The organism is Sphingomonas sp. Leaf407 (assembly GCF_001425385.1).
Taxonomy (GTDB): Bacteria; Pseudomonadota; Alphaproteobacteria; order Sphingomonadales; family Sphingomonadaceae; genus Sphingomonas.
Window position 1 is genome coordinate 129,941 of sequence record NZ_LMQO01000003.1, and the last position, 16,591, is coordinate 146,531.

General features: G+C 66.8%; 13 protein-coding genes. 7 read left to right on the forward strand and 6 right to left on the reverse strand.

All coding sequences use genetic code 11. The features are described from left to right. Positions 1–105: 105 nt before the first annotated feature. The 4 genes from wecC to ASG37_RS10055 form a co-directional block, all read right to left on the reverse strand. Entirely contained in the window at positions 106–1,359 is a 1,254-nt protein-coding gene (gene wecC / locus ASG37_RS10040) for a UDP-N-acetyl-D-mannosamine dehydrogenase (RefSeq protein WP_235525176.1), read from the reverse strand. Beyond that, positions 1,352–2,476, reverse strand: a complete 1,125-nt coding sequence (gene wecB, locus ASG37_RS10045) for a non-hydrolyzing UDP-N-acetylglucosamine 2-epimerase (RefSeq protein WP_055759205.1) — start codon at positions 2,474–2,476, stop codon at positions 1,352–1,354. Before wecB ends, wecC begins: the two co-directional genes overlap by 8 nt. Before the next feature lie 83 nt (positions 2,477–2,559). Continuing rightward, positions 2,560–3,345 (reverse strand): SDR family NAD(P)-dependent oxidoreductase, encoded by a 786-nt coding sequence (locus ASG37_RS10050; RefSeq protein WP_055759209.1) that lies wholly within the window; start codon positions 3,343–3,345, stop codon positions 2,560–2,562. 13 nt (positions 3,346–3,358) lie between these two features. Next, complete coding sequence (locus ASG37_RS10055; protein ID WP_055760454.1) at positions 3,359–4,075, reverse strand: HAD-IA family hydrolase; 717 nt, start codon at positions 4,073–4,075, stop codon at positions 3,359–3,361. Between the two features lie 61 nt (positions 4,076–4,136). Here ASG37_RS10055 and glmU point away from each other — a divergent pair, with 61 nt between their 5' ends. From glmU to ASG37_RS10070, 3 genes are all read left to right on the forward strand, one after another. Further along, complete coding sequence (gene glmU / locus ASG37_RS10060) at positions 4,137–5,501, forward strand: bifunctional UDP-N-acetylglucosamine diphosphorylase/glucosamine-1-phosphate N-acetyltransferase GlmU (protein ID WP_055759212.1); 1,365 nt, start codon at positions 4,137–4,139, stop codon at positions 5,499–5,501. Between the two features lie 24 nt (positions 5,502–5,525). Next, entirely contained in the window at positions 5,526–7,349 is a 1,824-nt protein-coding gene (glmS, locus tag ASG37_RS10065) for a glutamine--fructose-6-phosphate transaminase (isomerizing) (RefSeq protein ID WP_055759215.1), read from the forward strand. Between the two features lie 126 nt (positions 7,350–7,475). Next, entirely contained in the window at positions 7,476–8,744 is a 1,269-nt protein-coding gene (locus ASG37_RS10070) for a PQQ-dependent sugar dehydrogenase (RefSeq protein WP_055759217.1), read from the forward strand. Position 8,745: 1 nt separating this feature from the next. On the opposite strand, the gene ASG37_RS10075 is transcribed toward ASG37_RS10070, so the two are convergent. Both ASG37_RS10075 and ASG37_RS10080 read right to left on the reverse strand, forming a co-directional pair. After that, the gene (locus ASG37_RS10075) at positions 8,746–9,585 is read right to left on the reverse strand and encodes an endonuclease/exonuclease/phosphatase family protein (protein WP_055759220.1); all 840 of its coding nucleotides are present in this window, start codon (positions 9,583–9,585) and stop codon (positions 8,746–8,748) included. A gap of 23 nt (positions 9,586–9,608) precedes the next feature. Continuing rightward, positions 9,609–10,367 (reverse strand): DeoR/GlpR family DNA-binding transcription regulator, encoded by a 759-nt coding sequence (locus tag ASG37_RS10080; RefSeq protein WP_055759222.1) that lies wholly within the window; start codon positions 10,365–10,367, stop codon positions 9,609–9,611. A gap of 216 nt (positions 10,368–10,583) precedes the next feature. On the opposite strand from ASG37_RS10080, the gene ASG37_RS10085 reads away from it, so the two are divergent. The 4 genes from ASG37_RS10085 (at position 10,584) to ASG37_RS17345 (ending at position 16,477) form a co-directional block, all read left to right on the forward strand. Then, positions 10,584–13,388 (forward strand): TonB-dependent receptor, encoded by a 2,805-nt coding sequence (locus tag ASG37_RS10085; protein WP_055759226.1) that lies wholly within the window; start codon positions 10,584–10,586, stop codon positions 13,386–13,388. Between the two features lie 89 nt (positions 13,389–13,477). Then, the gene (locus tag ASG37_RS10090; protein ID WP_162233460.1) at positions 13,478–14,620 is read left to right on the forward strand and encodes a histidine-type phosphatase; all 1,143 of its coding nucleotides are present in this window, start codon (positions 13,478–13,480) and stop codon (positions 14,618–14,620) included. A gap of 13 nt (positions 14,621–14,633) precedes the next feature. Then, complete coding sequence (locus tag ASG37_RS10095; RefSeq protein WP_055759231.1) at positions 14,634–15,158, forward strand: gamma carbonic anhydrase family protein; 525 nt, start codon at positions 14,634–14,636, stop codon at positions 15,156–15,158. Between the two features lie 152 nt (positions 15,159–15,310). Continuing rightward, positions 15,311–16,477: an acyltransferase family protein gene (locus ASG37_RS17345; RefSeq protein WP_082448225.1), complete on the forward strand. Its 1,167-nt coding sequence runs from the start codon at positions 15,311–15,313 to the stop codon at positions 16,475–16,477. The last annotated feature ends 114 nt before the right edge of the window (positions 16,478–16,591 follow it).

Here is a 16,591-nt window from a genome sequence, read left to right on the forward strand (position 1 = left end):
GTCATTCCGGCGAAGGCCGGAATCCATTGTGTCGGGTGCTGTCGATCCAGCCGAGCGGTCACCCCATCCATGGATTCCGGCCTTCGCCGGAATGACGGGAGAAGTTTACCGCCACATCCCCCTTGTGTCGTACACTTGCTTGCCGGCGCGGGCTTGCACCGGGACCGTTTTGAACACGCTATGGTCGACCAGCACGACGAGGATGTCGTTGGCGAGGCCCGTCTCCAGCGGCACCAGTCGTCCGGCGCCCAGCGCGCGGGGCAGGGTGTCGACGAACGGTTCGACCAGATCGATCCGGTCGCCATACGCCGCGATCAGCCCCTGCGCGACCTTCACCGCCGGGCTTTCGCGCAGGTCGTCGATGTCGGCCTTGAACGCGAGGCCGAGCAGCGTCGCGCGCGCGCTGGGCGCGGCATCGAGCATTGCCGAGGCGCGGGCGATCACATGATCGACCTTGCCGTCGTTCACCTCGCGCGCGGTGCGGATCAGCGGGGTTTCGTCGGGCGCGGCATCGACGATGAACCATGGGTCGACCGCGATGCAATGCCCGCCGACGCCGGGGCCGGGCTTCAGGATGTTGACGCGCGGGTGGCGGTTGGCGAGGTCGATCACGTCCCAGACGTTCAGTTCCATCCGGTCGCACACGATCGACAGTTCGTTGGCGAAGGCGATGGCGACATCGCGGCTGGTGTTTTCGACCAGCTTGACCATTTCGGCGGTGCGCGCGGTAGTGACGGTACACGCCCCCTCGACGAAGCGGCGGTAGAAATCGCAGGCGGCTTCGGCACAGGCCGGGGTGATCCCGCCGATCGAGCGTTCGTTCGACACCAGTTCGAGGATGATGCGGCCGGGCAGCACCCGTTCGGGGCAATAGGCGACATAGACATCGGGCGTTTCGGACAGGCCGGGCAGCGACAGGTCGGGGCGCAGGTCGGCGAGCAGGTCGCGGATCTGTTCGGTGGTGCCGACCGGCGAGGTCGATTCGAGGATCACGGTGTTGCCCGGACGCAGCACCGGCGCGATCGCGCGGGTGGCGTTCAGGACATAGGACAGGTCGGGCGCGTGGCCCGGCCCGAACGGCGTCGGCACGGCGATGACGAACACATCGGCGGGCGCGGGGGCGATGGCGGTCGCGAGGCGGCCGAGCAGCACCACGTCGCGCACCAGCGTGTCGAGATCGGCTTCCTCGATATGGATATGCCCGCGCGCCACCGTGTCGACGACATGCTGGCTGACGTCGATCCCGATCACCCGCGCGCCCGACCGGGCGACGACGGCGGCGGTCGGCAGGCCGATATAGCCCAGCCCCACGACGCAGACGTCGTAGGTGTCGGCGGCGGTGATGCGTTGTTCAAGCACAGAGGGTCTCCACGATGCGGGTCGACGCATGGCCGTCTCCGAAAGGATTGTGCGCGCGCGCCATCGCGGCATAGGCGGCGGGATCGTCGAGCAACGCGCCGACCTCCGCGACGATCCGGTCCTCGTCGGCGCCGATCAGCTTGGCGGTGCCGGCGATCACGCCTTCGGGGCGCTCGGTCGTCTCGCGCATCACCAGTACCGGCTTGCCGAGGCCCGGTGCCTCTTCCTGCACCCCGCCCGAATCGGTCAGGACGAGGTGGCACAGGTCGAGCAGGCGGACGAAATGCGGATAATCCTGCGGGCCGATCATCGCGACGCGCGGGTTTTGCCCGAGGATCGCATTCATCACGCCCGTCACCTGCGGATTGGGGTGGACCGGAAAGACGACACCGACATCCTCGCGCGCGGCGATGCGGGCGATGGCGCGGGCGATTGAGGCCATGCCCGGCCCGAAATTCTCACGGCGATGCGTCGTCACCAGCACCACGCGCTTGCCCGCGAAACGGGTGGCGAGATCGTCCAGTCCTTGCGTGCGCGCCGGATCGGCGGTCAGCCGGTCGCGCGCCATGTGCAGCGCGTCGATCACGGTGTTGCCGGTGACGTGGATGCGGTCGGCCGGCACGTTTTCGGCGCGCAATGCGTCAGCGGCGGTCTGCGTTGGCGCGAAGTGCAGGTCGGCGATCGATCCGACGATCTTGCGATTCACTTCCTCGGGCCATGGCTGGTAGATGTCGTGGCTGCGCAGGCCCGCCTCGACATGGGCGACCGGAATCTTGCGGTAATAGGCGGCGAGCGCGGCGACCATCGCGGTCGCGGTGTCGCCCTGCACGATCACCCGGTCGAACCGCCCGGCGTCGAACACCGGCCCCAACGTGTCGAGCAGCCGCGCGGTCAGCGTGTCGAGCGACTGGCCCGGAGTCATGATGTCCAGGTCGGTGTCGGGCACGATCCCGGCGAAGTCGAGCACCTGATCGAGCATCGCGCGGTGCTGCGCGGTCACGATCACCTGTACCGCGAAACGCGGGTCGGCGCGCATCGCGTGGATCAGCGGGAACAGCTTGATCGCTTCGGGCCGGGTGCCGAAGACGATCGCGACGCGGGATACGGGGTCGGGCATCGGGATCCTGGGGCTGGCCGGTTACACCTGCCGGCCTAGCCCCGAGGACTTAACAATTGATGGGCAAGGCAGCGACGGCGCGATCAGCCGTGATAGCGCGCCGCGACCTTGTCACGCGAGGCATTGGGGGCGATCCTCGCCTCGGCGGCCTCGAGCGCGTCCCAGTCGGCGATGTCGGGCAGCGAAGGGATGCACACCGCCTCGCCCAGTTCCAGCCCGCGCAACGACGCGACGACCAGATCGTCGGCCTCCATCACCCGTTCGGCCGGGAAATCGTCGACGCTGTGCCCGGCGACCGCATGGAAATCGGTGGCGGTGACGCCGGGGATCAGCAACTGGACGCGGATGCCGCTGTCCTTCGCCTCCACCTGCATCACCCGGGTGTAATAGGCGACATAGGCCTTGGTTGCGCCATAGCCGGCATAGGTCGGCAGCTTGGTGAACAGCGTGCCCGACCCGACGTTGATGATCGTGCCCTGACCGGCCCGCTTCATGCCCGCCATCGCCGCATCGGCCAACCGGCTGAACGCGACGACGTTCAGAAGCAGCATGTCGGTCATGTCCTCGCGGTCGCCCTCACCCACCTTGCCGAACGCGGCGAAGCCGGCGTTGTTGACGAACAGCCCGACGGGTTCGCCGCCCTGCAACCGTTCCTCGACCAGATCGAGGTCGTCGGGATCGGCCAGATCGGCGACCATCACCTCGATGTCGATCGAATGTTCGGCCGACAGTTCCTCGGCGATCGCGCGCAGCCGGTCCTCGCGACGCGCGACGAGGATCAGGTCGTGGCCGGTGCGCGCCAGATGATGCGCGAAGCTGAGGCCGATGCCGGACGATGCGCCGGTGATGAGGGCGGCAGGACGGGTCATGGTCGTTCCTTTGTTACGGCGTGGCGGCGGAGCGATCGGCGGTAGCGGCCGGTTCCCACGACCGCAGCCGTTCGAGCGTCGGGAGCAGATCCTCATAGCGGTCGATCACCGCGTCGGCGCGCAATTCCTCGACCGGCTGCATCAGGAAGCCGAACGACACCGCGATGCCGGGCACCCCGGCGTTACGCGCCGCATCGATATCGAAATGCGAATCGCCGACGAAGGCGGCCCGCCCGCCGCCCAGCCGTTCGATCATCGCATCGATCGGCGCTCGATTGGGCTTGGCCATGCCCGGCCCCAGCGTGTCGCCGCCGAGGATGCAGCCGAACCGGTCGGCGATGCCGAGTTCGCCGAGCAGCTTTTTCGCCAGTCGTTCCAGTTTGTTGGTGACGATCGCGACCTTCACGCCCTGCGCCGCGAGCGCGTCGAGCGCTGCCATCGCGCCGGGGAACGGGCGCGAATGCCGCGAAATGTTGTTTTCGTAATAGTCGAGCAACAGTCGGTAGCCCCGATCGAGCGCGGCGTCGTCATGGCCGCCGGTCGCCGCCATGCCCTGCGCCAGCATGTGGCGCGCGCCGCCGCCGATCATCGGGATCACCGCCTCGCGCGACAGCGGCGCTCGCCCGGCATCGGCCAGCGCATGGTTCACCGAATCGGTCAGGTCGCCGCTGGTATCGACGAACGTCCCGTCGAGATCGAAGCCGACAATATCGAATGAAATCTTGGTCATGTTGTCTGCTTTGCCGCTCGCGATATGGAATTGGCAAGGTTGCTGTGTCAGATGCTCGGCCATGGAACCGAACACCGTCGCCGCCATCGTCCTTGCTGCGGGCCAGGGCACGCGTATGAAGTCCGATCTGCACAAGGTGCTGCACCCCATCGCCGGGCGGCCGATGCTGCTGCATCTGCTGGACAGCGTCGCCGGCCTGTCGCCCGCGCACACCGCCGTCGTCGTCGGCGCGCGGCGCGAGCAGGTGGCGGCGGCGGTCGCGCCGCTGGGCGCGACGATCGTCGCGCAGGAGGAGCAACTGGGCACCGGTCATGCGGTGTTGCAGGCCGCGCCGGCGCTGGCGGGCTTCGAAGGCGACGTGATCGTCCTGTATGGCGACGTGCCGCTGGTCAGCGCCGAGACGATGCGGCGGATGCTCGACCGGCTGCACGGGGACGATGCGCCGGCGGTGGTCGTGCTTGGTTTCCGCCCGGCCGACCCCGGTGCCTATGGCCGGGTGATCGCCGACGATGCCGGGCGGATCGCACGGATGGTCGAATATAAGGACGCATCCGAAGCGGAACGCGCGGTGACGTTGTGCAATTCGGGGCTGATGGCGGTGCGCGCCGCCGATCTGTTCGGCCTGCTGGCACGGGTCGGCAACGACAATGCGGCGGGCGAATATTATCTGCCCGACATCGTCATGCTGGCGGCGGCCGACGGGCGCGGATCGGCGGTGATCGAAACCGGCGCTGTCGAGGTGGCGGGGGTCAACAGCCGCGCCGAACTCGCCGCGCTGGAGAGCGAGTGGCAGCGTGCCCGCCGCGCGCGGGCGATGGCGGAGGGCGCAACGCTGATCGCCCCCGACACCGTGTGGTTCGCGCACGACACGGTCATCGGGCGCGACGTGACGATCGAGCCGAACGTCGTGTTCGGTCCCGGCGTGACGATCGCCGACCATGTCATGATCCATGCGTTCAGCCATCTGGAGGGCGCGACCGTCGCCGCCCACGCCGATGTCGGCCCCTATGCGCGGCTGCGCCCCGGCGCGGTGCTGAAGGAAAAGAGCCGCGTCGGCAATTTCGTCGAGGTGAAGAACGCGGTGCTGGGGGAGGGGGCCAAGGCCAACCACCTGACCTATCTCGGCGATGCCAGCGTCGGCGCGGGGAGCAACATCGGCGCGGGGACGATCACCTGCAACTATGACGGCTTCTTCAAATACCGCACCGAGATCGGCAAGGGCGCGTTCATCGGATCGAACAGCGCGCTCGTCGCCCCGGTCACCATCGGCGCGGGGGCGATCGTCGCCGCCGGATCGGTCGTGACCCGCGACGTCGAGGCCGATGCACTCACGCTCGTCCGTGCCGAGCGCACCGATCGCCCCGGCTGGGCGGCGCGCTTCCGAGCCCAGCGCAAGGCGGCCAAGGCCGCCAAGACCGCGAAATAATCACCGACAGTCCCGGAGAATCACATGTGTGGCATCGTAGGAATCATCGGGACCGAAGCGGTGGCCGACCGGCTGCTCGACGGGCTCAAGCGGCTCGAATATCGCGGTTATGACTCGGCGGGCATCGCGACGATCGATGGCAGCGCGATCGAGCGGCGGCGCGCGTCGGGCAAGCTGAAGAACCTCGCGACCGAACTGGCGGCGCATCCGTTGCCGGGCGACGTCGGCATCGCACATACCCGCTGGGCGACGCATGGCGGTCCGACCACCAACAACGCCCATCCGCATGCCACCGATGAAGTCGCGGTGGTCCACAACGGCATCATCGAGAATTTCAAGCCGCTGCGCGAGGAACTGCAGGCGCGCGGCCGGGTGTTCACCAGCGAAACCGATACCGAGGTCGTCGCGCATCTGGTGAGCGAGCAGGTCGAGGCGGGCCTTGCTCCCTCCGATGCGGTGAAGGCGGTGTTGCCGCGCCTGCACGGCGCGTTCGCGCTCGCGATCCTGTTCCGCCAGCATCCCGACCTGCTGATCGGCGCGCGGCTGGGATCGCCGCTGGTCGTCGGCTATGGCGAGGGCGAGGTGTATCTCGGCTCCGACGCGCTGGCGCTGGCGCCGCTGACGCAGCGGATCGCGTATCTGGAGGAAGGCGACTGGGTCGTCTGCACCCGCGACGGCGCGCAGGTATACGACCGCGACAATGTGGCGGTCGAGCGGCCGGTCACGCTGTCGGGCGTCACCGGCGCGCTGATCGACAAGGGCAACCATCGCCATTTCATGCAGAAGGAGATCTACGAGCAGCCGATCGTCGTCGCGCAGACGCTGCGCGCCTATCTTCACCGGCTGGAGGGCAAGGTCACGCTGCCGATCCCCGATTTCGACCTGTCGGGCATCAAGCGCGTCACGATCGTCGCCTGCGGCACCAGCTTCTATGCCGGGATGGTCGCCAAATACTGGTTCGAGCAGTTCGCGCGGGTTCCCGTCGACCTCGATGTCGCCAGCGAGTTCCGCTATCGCACGCCGGTGATGGAGGATGGCGGGCTGATGATCGTCATCAGCCAGTCGGGCGAGACCGCCGATACGCTGGCGGCGCTGCGCCATGCCCGCGCCGAGGGGCAGGTGATCGCCGCCGTCGTCAACGTGCCGACCAGCACGATGGCGCGCGAGGCCGACCTGTTGCTGCCGACCCATGCCGGCCCCGAGATCGGCGTGGCGTCGACCAAGGCGTTCACCTGCCAGTTGGCGGTGCTGGCGGCGCTGGCGGCCAATCTGGCAAAGGCCAAGGGGCGGTTGAGCGAGGCGGAGGAGCGCGCGCTGGTGCGGCATCTGGCCGAGGCGCCGGCGGCGATCAACGGCGCGCTGGCGTATGACGAATCGATCGAGGCGATGGCGGGTGTTATCGCAGCGGCGCGCGACGTGCTGTATCTCGGGCGCGGCACCGATTATCCGCTGGCGCTGGAAGGCGCGCTCAAGCTCAAGGAAATCAGCTATATCCATGCCGAGGGCTATGCGGCGGGCGAGATGAAGCACGGGCCGATCGCGCTGATCGACGAGCATGTGCCGGTGATCGTCATCGCGCCGTCGGGGCCGCTGTTCGACAAGACCGTCAGCAACATGCAGGAAGTGCAGGCGCGCGGCGGCAAGGTGGTACTGATCTCCGACTATGACGGCATTCAGGCAGCCGGCGACAATTGCATCGCGACGATCACCATGCCCAAGGTCCACCCGCTGATCGCGCCGATCGTCTATGCGGTGCCGGTGCAGTTGCTCGCCTATCACGTCGCGGTCGCCAAGGGCACCGACGTCGACCAGCCGCGCAACCTCGCCAAGTCGGTGACGGTCGAATAGCGGGCGTCCTCTTCCCTGCGGCGCGGGGAGGATGGTTCGCGTACCCAAGCGCGTATCTTTTCGTTGCCGGCGGACCCCGCGCCGCCGCCCCCGGTTGTCGCCGCCATGACAGTCAGGGGAAATGCGATGAAACTCCGTATCCTGGGCGCGGCGGTGGCCGCGTTGTGCGCCACCGCCGCGTCCGCGCAGCAAGCGCCGAAACCCATTCCGGGGCTGAAGGCGCAGCCCGAGCCCTATGCGACGAAATCGGTGGTCAACCATCCGGTCACGATCGGCTGGCCCGAGGGGCGCAAGCCCGCCGCACCCGCCGGGTGGCAGGTGGTGAAGTTCGCCGGCGGCCTCGACTATCCGCGCCAGGCGTTGCTGCTGCCCAATGGCGACGTGCTGGTGTCGGAGGCAAGGACGCTGCCCAAGCTCGACGCCGACCCCGAAGTCGCGCGCGGGCAGGCGCTGTCGAAGACGACCGGGTTCAGCGCCAACCGCATCACCCTGTTGCGCGACGCCGACCGCGACGGCGTCGCCGAACAGCGGTTCGTGCTGCGCGACGGGCTGAACCAGCCGTTCGGGATGCAATATGCCAATGGCAAGCTGTACGTCGCCAACACCGATGGCGTGGTCGTGTTCCCCTATACGCCGGGTGACACGCGGATCACCGCCGCGCCGCGTACCCTCGTGACGCTGCCGGCGGGCGGATACAACAACCACTGGACGCGCAACCTGCTGCTCAGCCCCGATGCGCGCACGCTGTACATTTCGGTCGGGTCGGCGTCGAACGTCGGCGAACATGGCATGGACGAGGAAAAGCGCCGCGCCGCGATCCTCGCGATCGACCTGCCCAGCGGGCGCGAGCGGCTCTATGCCTCGGGCCTGCGCAATCCGGTGGGGATGGACTTCGTCCCCGGCACCGCGACGCTGTGGACGGCGGTGAACGAGCGCGACGAAATCGGCGACGACATCAGCCCCGACTATCTGGTCGGCGTGCGCGAGGGTGGCTTCTACGGCTGGCCCTACAGCTATTACGGCAAGCAGGACCCGCGCCACGCCAACGAGAAGCGCGAACTGCTCGCCACCACCTTGCTGCCCGACGTCGCGGTCGGGCCGCATGCCGCCGCGCTTGGCATCGCCTTCGCCAAGCAGGGGGCACCAACCGCCTATGTCGCGCGGCATGGATCGTGGAACCGCGCCGACTTCAGCGGCTATGACGTGCTGAGCGTTCCGTTCGCCAATGGTCGCCCGGCCGGCGATCCGCAGCCGTTCCTGACCGGCTTCATCGCCGACAAGGCCAAGGGCACGGTCCACGGCCGCCCGGTCAGCGTGCAGACCCGCGCCGATGGGGCGATCTTCGTGGTCGACGACGCGGGCGATACCATCTGGCTGGTCCGACGGACCGGCTGAGCTACTTCGCCGGGCGCAGCGTCGCCACGACCGGGAAATGGTCGGAGGCGTAGCGCCCGGCGCGGTTGTGGGTCACGACCCGCGCCGATAGCGGCGTGAAGTCGCGCACGAAGATATAGTCGATCCGCCGGTCCGCCGTGCCGGTGAAGCCGTGAAAGGTGCGCTCGGGTCCGTCACGGGTCGCCGCCCCGGTCCATGCGTCGCGCAGACTGGCGGCGAAGGCGGCATAAGCGGCGCTGTCGGGCGTCGCGTTCATGTCACCGGTGACGATCACGGGCAGTGTGCCGGCGATCGCCGGGATACGCGACAGCAGCAACTCGGCCGACCTGCGCCGCGCGTCGTCGTCGGTATCGCGGTGCGCGAAATGGGTGTCGAACAGCACGAAGCGGCGGGGTTTGCTTCCAAGTGTCTCGAACATGCCCCAGTTGACCATGCGCGGCAGGTCGACGCCCCAGCTACTGCTGCCGACCCGATCGGGCGTGTCCGATAGCCAGAAGTCGCCGCTTCGGACCAGCCGCAGCCGGTCGCTGCGGTAGAAGATGCCCATATGCTCGTCGGCATGCGCGCCGCGCCGGTCGCGTCCGAACCAGCGGAAGCGGGGCAGCGCGGCGACGATCGCATCGCCTTGCCGCTGATAGAGTTCCTGTGTGCCGATGAGGTCGGGATCCTGCGCGCGGATCATGTCGATCGCGATCGGCGCGCGCGTTTCCCACCGGTCGGGGCCGTCGTCGGGACTGGGATAGCGGATGTTGAAACTCATCACCGTCAGGTCGCGCGCATCGGCGGCGGGGGCGATCAGCGCGAGTGCCGGCAACAGGCACAGGGTCAGGCGGGTGAACACGAAGGAAGGCTCCGGGACAGGGGTCAGTCGCAGGTGATCCAGTCGACACCGGCGGCGGCGGTGGCATAGGCCGGATCGATCGGCCGGTCGGTGACGATCCGGTCGATGTCGGCGAAGGTGGCGACCGCGACCACGCTGGTCCGGTCGAATTTCGACGCATCGAGCGCCATGGTGACGAAGCGCGACTGGGCGATCATCTGTCGGCACAGCGCGCCTTCGCCGACGTGATAGTCGGTGAAGCCGCTGACGACATCGACCGATTCGGTCGACACGATCGCGGCGGCGGGCCGGAACTGCGCCAGATAGGCGCGCGCCGTTTCGTCGAAGAACGCGCGGTAGCGATCGTCCAGCTCGCCCGCCGCCAGATACAGCCGGTTGCCGCTGCGCCCGCCCAGCTCCGCCGCCACGTCGAGCGCGTTGGTGACGATGGTCAGGTCGCGCTTGCCCTTCAGTGCCTGCGCGACGTGGAACGCGGTCGAGCTGGCATCGAGATAGAGCGAATCGCCATCGGCCACCCCGCGCGCGATGGCGGCGGCGATGCGTTGCTTGGCGGCGGCATTGCGGTGGAGCCGCGCCTCGAACGGGCCTTCCTCGACCGACTTCGCCAGCCGGGCACCGCCATGGATGCGCTCGATCAGCCCGTCGCTCTCCAGCAGCCGCAGTTCGCGCCGGACCGTCTCGTCGGACACCGCCAGCACCTGCGCCAGCCCGTGGATGCCCATCGCATCGCCCTGCGCGAGCAGGTCGAGGATTTCCTGGCGGCGGTCGCGGCGCTTCATCATCGGTGTCCAGCATATCGCCTACATGGTCGAGCGCAACCGCCATGCGGCAATATCATCAATATATCATCGGCAATCCCTGCCATTCCCACAAATACCGATGGTATTTCTGTATACCAACGCCGTTTCGTCACAAAAACTACGCAAACGAGCGTTAGGCGCGCCATCCAACGGGGAACAGCCCCGGCATCCCAGACATAGTCCCGAGGGGGGAAATCCATGACGTCGTTCCAACCGTCGCCGGTACGCCGGCAGCGCGCCCATGCGCTTGTCCTGTCGACCGGCGTCGCCATCGCCGCGCTGACGCTGCCGGCCGTCGCCTTCGCGCAGGAGGCGTCGCCCGCCACCGCCGAGGCGAGCGCGCAGACCGCCAGCGAATCGCTGACCGACGACATCGTCGTCAACGGCCGTCGCCAGCGTAGCGCGCTGAACGAGGAACAGGCCGCGATCGGCACGATCGACATCGTGACCACCGGCGACGTCGCGATCCATTCGCAGACCGGCATCGCCGACCTCGCCAAGCAGATGCCCGGCATCTCGGTCAGCCGCGATCAGGGCCGCAACCAGAGCGCGACCGGCGAAGCCCAGTTCGTCACCATTCGCGGGTTCGACACCGGCTACAACGCCTATACCCTCGACGGCTTACGCCTGCCGCAGACGGCGGGCAGCAGCCGTGCGATCTCGCTCAACCTCTTCTCGCCGTTCGCGATCGGCGGGATCGCCGCCGACAAGACCCCAGGTGCCGCCAAGGATGCCGACAGCATCGCCGGCATCATCGACCTGCGCACCCCGACCGCGTTCGACTTCGCGCAGAGCTTCACCCGCGCCCGCGTGCTGGGCCAGGTTGCCGGCCTCGCGCTCGACCGCGAGCAGGAAGCGTTTGGTGGCGCGATCGGCATCGACGCCGCGCGGCGGTTCGGCACCGACGACCAGTTCGGTGTGTATCTGGCGGGCTATTTCGAGGAGCGCGGCAACGCCGCCGAATCGACGGCGGTGCAGAGCGATTACCAGACGACCAATTTCGATGTCGGCACCGCACGCGACAATCCCAACGCATTGTCGGCCAATGGCGTGCAGTGGAACTTCTACAATAACAAGATCAAGCGCTATGGCGCGACCGGATCGCTCGATTTCCGGAGCGAGGCGATCGAACTGTACGGCCGCGTGAATTATGCGACCTATCTGAACACCAATACGATGAACCAGACCGGCCTGCGCAACGAGACGACCAGCGGCCAGTCGAGCGGCAACCCGTTGCGGACGCTGCGCAACGGCAGCACGACCCGTGCCTATAACGCGGCGGGGATCTACAACCCGCAGGGTATCAATCCGGCCAGCTATTTCCGCACCGAGGATGTCGAGCAGGAACTGTTCTCGGCACAGGTCGGCGCGAAGACGCATTGGGACGGTTTCTTCGCGAACCTCGAAGGGGCCTATGCCGACGGGCGTTTCGATCAGCCGACCCGGATCGAGGCGGCGTTCCGCGGCATCGCGTACAACGGCGCGACCGGGAATACCGGTGCCGCGACCGAAGGCGTCAACGTCGACCTGTCGAACCGCAAGTCGCCGCGCCCGGTGCTGTCGAACGGCGCGATCGCCTATGTCTCCTCGCTCGACCGGCCGACGCAGCTCTATGTCCAGAGCGGCTATGACTATCTGAACGAGGTGAAGAAGACCGCCAAGGCCAGCATCGGCTGGGACGGCGACGGCTTCCTCGGCCATGTCGAGGTCGGCGGGCTGTACGAGGATTCGGACCGCAAGGGCCGCAACCTCGCGCCGGACAATACCCGCTATCGCTTCCTGACACCGTTGCAGTCGGGCACGGTGCAGGGACCGTCGATCAACCAGTATCTGGGGTACGTCCTGAAGGACTTCCTCGATTATTATCCCGCGCGGCCGCTGAAAGTGCTGTCGCGCGCGCAGCTCGACGCGCAGGTGCGCGACTATGTGCCGCTGATCCCGGTGTCGGCCACGACGATCAACCAGGGGCTGCTCGACGGCAACGAGAAGCGCAAGGCGCTCTATGCCACGGCCACGCTGAAACTCGGCGCGCTCGAAGTGATGCCGGGCGTGCGCTATGAGGACAATGGCTTCCGGGCGACCTATTATCTGAACGACGCCGACGGCGCGCGCTTCATCTCGGCCGGTCGTGATTACGACCATGTCGATCCCAGCGTGCTGGCGGCGTGGAAGCCGAACGACCGTATCGTGGTGCGCGGTGCCGCGCGGTCGAGCTATGCGCGGCCATCGTTCGACCTGATCGCCGGTCCGACGCGGATCACCCGCGATCCGGGCCGCAACAACGCGATCATCGCGATCAGCCAGCCCAATCCCGACCTGAAGCCGGTATCGGCATGGAGCTATGACGTCGGCGTCGAGTATTACGGCGGCGTCGGCCGTTATTTCCAGCTCGCCGGCTACTATAAGGATCTGTCGAACTTCGTCGTGAACACCGCGACGCGCACGGCGGGCGAAACGATCGACGGCATCACCTATACCCGCCCGATCAACGGCGGTGGCGGCAAGGCCAAAGGCGTGGAGGCATCGGGCCGCTTCACCGTCGGCGACATGGTCGGATCGGCCTTTCTCGGTAATTTCGGCGTGGGCGGCAACGTCACCTATCAGCAGACCGAGGCGTCCTATGTCATCCCGCTGAACGGCGTGCGCACCACGCGCACCAGCGCGCTGCCGCAGGCACCCGACCTGATCTACAATGCCGAGGTGTTCTATGCCGGCGGCGCGTTCCGCACCAACCTGTGGTACAATTACACCGGGAAGATCCTGGCGGCGGTGCAGGACAGCCAGCCCGACATCTATGTCCAGCCGGTGGGCGAGCTGAACTTCGGCGCGGCGTATGAAGTCACCGACAATCTGGAAATCGGCGTGTCGGCGCGTAACCTGCTCGACCAGCACAGCTATTGGGCGACCGTCGGCAAGAGCGAGCGCTATATCTCGAACGATCGCAACGGCGGCTATCTCAAGACCGGCCGGGTATTCCAGTTCAGCCTGACGATGAAGATGTAAGCCTGTGCGTCCTCCCGGCTCGCGCCGGGAGGACGCAACGAGAAGGAAGTTTCTTGATGCCGTTCCGCTCCGCCGTCGTACTCGGCGCCATGTTGGCGATTGCCCCATCGCCGGTCGCCGCCAAGGGCAGCACGATCGAGCGGGTCGTGCTGCTGATGCGGCACGGCGTCCGCGCGCCGATCGACGGCGAGGCACCCGCCGACACCCGCGTTGACGGTCGCTGGCCCGGCTGGCCAGTGGCGGCGGAGCATCTGACGCCGCATGGCGCGGCGGCGATCCGCCAGATCGGTCGCCATGACCGGCGCTGGCTGACGACGACCGGCTGCCCTGCGCCCGGCGACGTGCGCATCTGGACCAATACCGCCGAGCGGACGATCGCCACCGGCCGCGCCTATGCCGATGGCCTTGCCCCCGGTTGCGCGCTGCCGGTCGGGCATCTGACCGCGCCGCAGGTCGATCCGTTGTTCGAACCGTTGCGTGCCGGGGCCACCGCGTTCGATGCGGGGCAGGCGGTGGCGGCGATCACCGCCTATACCGGCGGGGTGAACGCGCTGACCGCGCGCCATGCCGGCGCGATCTGCGACCTCGACCGCGTGCTCGGCTGCGGTAGCCCCGCCGGATGCAGCACGCCCGGCCCGGCGACGCTCAAGCCCAGCGCGAACGGGCGGGGAATCGAGTTCACCGGCCCGATCCGCGCGACCTCGGGCACGGCGCAGGTGATCCTGCTGCAATATGCCGAGGGCATGCCGATCCGCGACGTCGGCTTCGGTCGCGCCGATGCCGCGACGATCCGCCGGATCGGCGCGCTCCACGCCGCGCTATTCGACGTGTTCACCCGCAGCCCGTATATGGCGGCGCATCAGGCCGGGCCGATCGGCGCGCATATGCTGGCGACGCTCGGGGCGTCTGATGGACCCAAGCTGGAGGCGCTGATCGGCCACGACACCAACGTCACCGCGCTGGGTGCGGCGCTTGGCGTCGATCTCGATGCGCCGGGGTTTGCGCGCAACGACGTGGCCCCGGGCGGGGCATTGGTGTTCACCCGCCGCCGCGACGCGCGCGGCAGCTTCGTGACATTGTCGTACCGGGTGCAGCCACTCAACATGATCCGCTCGGGCGGAGCAGTCGTCGTCGACCGGCCGTTGCCGATCCCCGGCTGCGCGAAGCGTTGTTCGGTCGAACGGTTCGACTCGCTGCTGCGCGCGAAGCTCGCCCCGGTGATCGCGCGGTGATAGCATCGGTGGCATGCCCTGCTATGCCCTCGCTGATGCCGCCCCCGATCTCGCCGCCGATGCGTGGGTCGCGCCGTCGGCCGATCTGATCGGCGCGGTCCGGCTGGGCGCGCAGGCCAGCGTGTGGTTCGGCGCGACGATCCGTGCCGACAATGGCCCGATCGTGGTCGGCGCGCGCAGCAACATCCAAGACGGCGCGGTGCTGCACGGCGACCCCGGCGCGCCGCTGACGGTAGGCGAGGATTGCACCATCGGCCACCGCGCGATCCTGCATGGCTGCACCATCGGCGACCGCGTGCTGATCGGCATGGGCGCGACGATCCTGAACCATGCGGTGATCGCCGACGATTGCGTGGTGGGGGCCGGCGCGCTGGTAACGGAGGGCAAGAGCTTTCCGCCCGGCAGCCTGATCGTAGGCAGCCCGGCGCGGGCGGTACGGACGCTGACCGACGAACAGCTTGCCGGGTTGAGGCTGTCGGCGGCGGTTTATGTGGCTAAGGCAAAACACTATCGCGACGTACTGAAAACCAACTGCTGAACATCAGGGAAGCGGAATCCACGGTATGAACAAAACGTACCGACTTATGCGGTAGCGGTCCAAACCAAGCTATCGCAGGGTCGAGCGCTGGCCGGTTGTCGACAGGACCGTATTGCCGCCCGCACAAATTATTCGTGGAGCAAAGTGGCTTGATGTATATCCCTCTCCTGAAATTCCGGGGGGAACAGATGCAAGCCGACCTACGCGATACCTATGGCAGACGCATACCCGCGCTTGATTCGATCCGGGGGATAGCGGCGTTGGCCGTCTGCATGCATCATATCGCCTATCTTTGGGCCGATATAGGACAAGTGCAGGGAGCTCAACTGAAGGCGCTTCGTGCATTCATCATGTGGGGGCACCCCGCAGTACTGGTATTTTTTGCGTTGAGCGGTTTTGTTCTGTTCGTATCGCATCGGCCCGATCAGCCGAAACCCTATGGTCGTTACTTGGTTGGCCGGATCTTTCGGATATATCCGGCGTACATTGCCGTCTATCTGGCGGTCTTAGCGTTGACGCTTCTTGTTTCGATGGATGCGGCTCAATGGACGGCATCATGGGCCAAGCAAGTTCCACCGCGTGCCGATCTATCAGCACCATCCATTTTTCGGACCGTTTCGTTGATATTCGCGGTCGAAGGCGACACGCGCTTTAATGTGGTGTCGTGGAGCCTGGTTCATGAGATGCGGTTCTCTCTTGTATTTCCGCTAATGGCGTTGCTGTTGTGCCGTTTCCCACGAAGTTTTGTTGGGCTGTCCGCAGTCATGTATGCAATATCGCTCGCGATATTGCCCGCGCTTGGGTTGAAGCCGGACTATCTGATCGCCGGGTATCTGGGTGCGGATATATTCATAACGCTGCATTATCTGCCCTGTTTCGGCGCTGGGATGTTGGCGGCCCTATTCGTGATGCGCAACCGTACGATCCGGGTGCCGACCACCGCAGTGGTCCTGCTACTGATCCTGTCGATGGCGGTACCGCGGTACGTTCATGATGACCTCGCGCTGGCAATCTGGGGCTCACTGATTATCATCGCCAGTATCGCGAACGCCCGTTTCGCGGCTGTGCTCGACGGGAAAATCTTGCAGTATCTCGGCCGGATTTCATACAGCTTGTATCTGGTTCATCTGCCGGTCGCGTGGTTGACCTTCTTTCTGCTCGACGATCGACTGCCATTGGCTGTCATCGCTATGGTCAGCCTTCTTGCTAGCGCGATCTTTGCGACGGTACTGGAACGCTGCGTGGAACGGACCGGGGTGCAGGTCGGAAAAGTCCTGCTGAAGCGACAGAACCCGCCGCGCGAGCGGGTGCAGGCGTAGGAATGGCGGGGGCATCACCGACGAGCCGCATAGGTTTGACGCTGTGACGCCCGGATCAAAAGTTGCGGCGGGGTATGGCGCCGTTTGAGCAAGCGACCTTGGAATTGTCCCGTC

What these genes read in the sequence shown, in the direction of transcription:
- wecB (WP_055759205.1), bottom strand. Translation starts at nt 2,476, where the DNA reads ATGCCCGACCCCGTATCCCGCGTCGCGATCGTCTTCGGCACCCGGCCC.
- ASG37_RS10050 (WP_055759209.1), bottom strand. Translation starts at nt 3,345, where the DNA reads ATGACCCGTCCTGCCGCCCTCATCACCGGCGCATCGTCCGGCATCGGC.
- ASG37_RS10055 (WP_055760454.1), bottom strand. Translation starts at nt 4,075, where the DNA reads ATGACCAAGATTTCATTCGATATTGTCGGCTTCGATCTCGACGGGACG.
- glmU (WP_055759212.1), top strand. Translation starts at nt 4,137, where the DNA reads ATGGAACCGAACACCGTCGCCGCCATCGTCCTTGCTGCGGGCCAGGGC.
- glmS (WP_055759215.1), top strand. Translation starts at nt 5,526, where the DNA reads ATGTGTGGCATCGTAGGAATCATCGGGACCGAAGCGGTGGCCGACCGG.
- ASG37_RS10070 (WP_055759217.1), top strand. Translation starts at nt 7,476, where the DNA reads ATGAAACTCCGTATCCTGGGCGCGGCGGTGGCCGCGTTGTGCGCCACC.
- ASG37_RS10080 (WP_055759222.1), bottom strand. Translation starts at nt 10,367, where the DNA reads ATGATGAAGCGCCGCGACCGCCGCCAGGAAATCCTCGACCTGCTCGCG.
- ASG37_RS10085 (WP_055759226.1), top strand. Translation starts at nt 10,584, where the DNA reads ATGACGTCGTTCCAACCGTCGCCGGTACGCCGGCAGCGCGCCCATGCG.
- ASG37_RS10090 (WP_162233460.1), top strand. Translation starts at nt 13,478, where the DNA reads ATGTTGGCGATTGCCCCATCGCCGGTCGCCGCCAAGGGCAGCACGATC.
- ASG37_RS10095 (WP_055759231.1), top strand. Translation starts at nt 14,634, where the DNA reads ATGCCCTGCTATGCCCTCGCTGATGCCGCCCCCGATCTCGCCGCCGAT.
- ASG37_RS17345 (WP_082448225.1), top strand. Translation starts at nt 15,311, where the DNA reads ATGTATATCCCTCTCCTGAAATTCCGGGGGGAACAGATGCAAGCCGAC.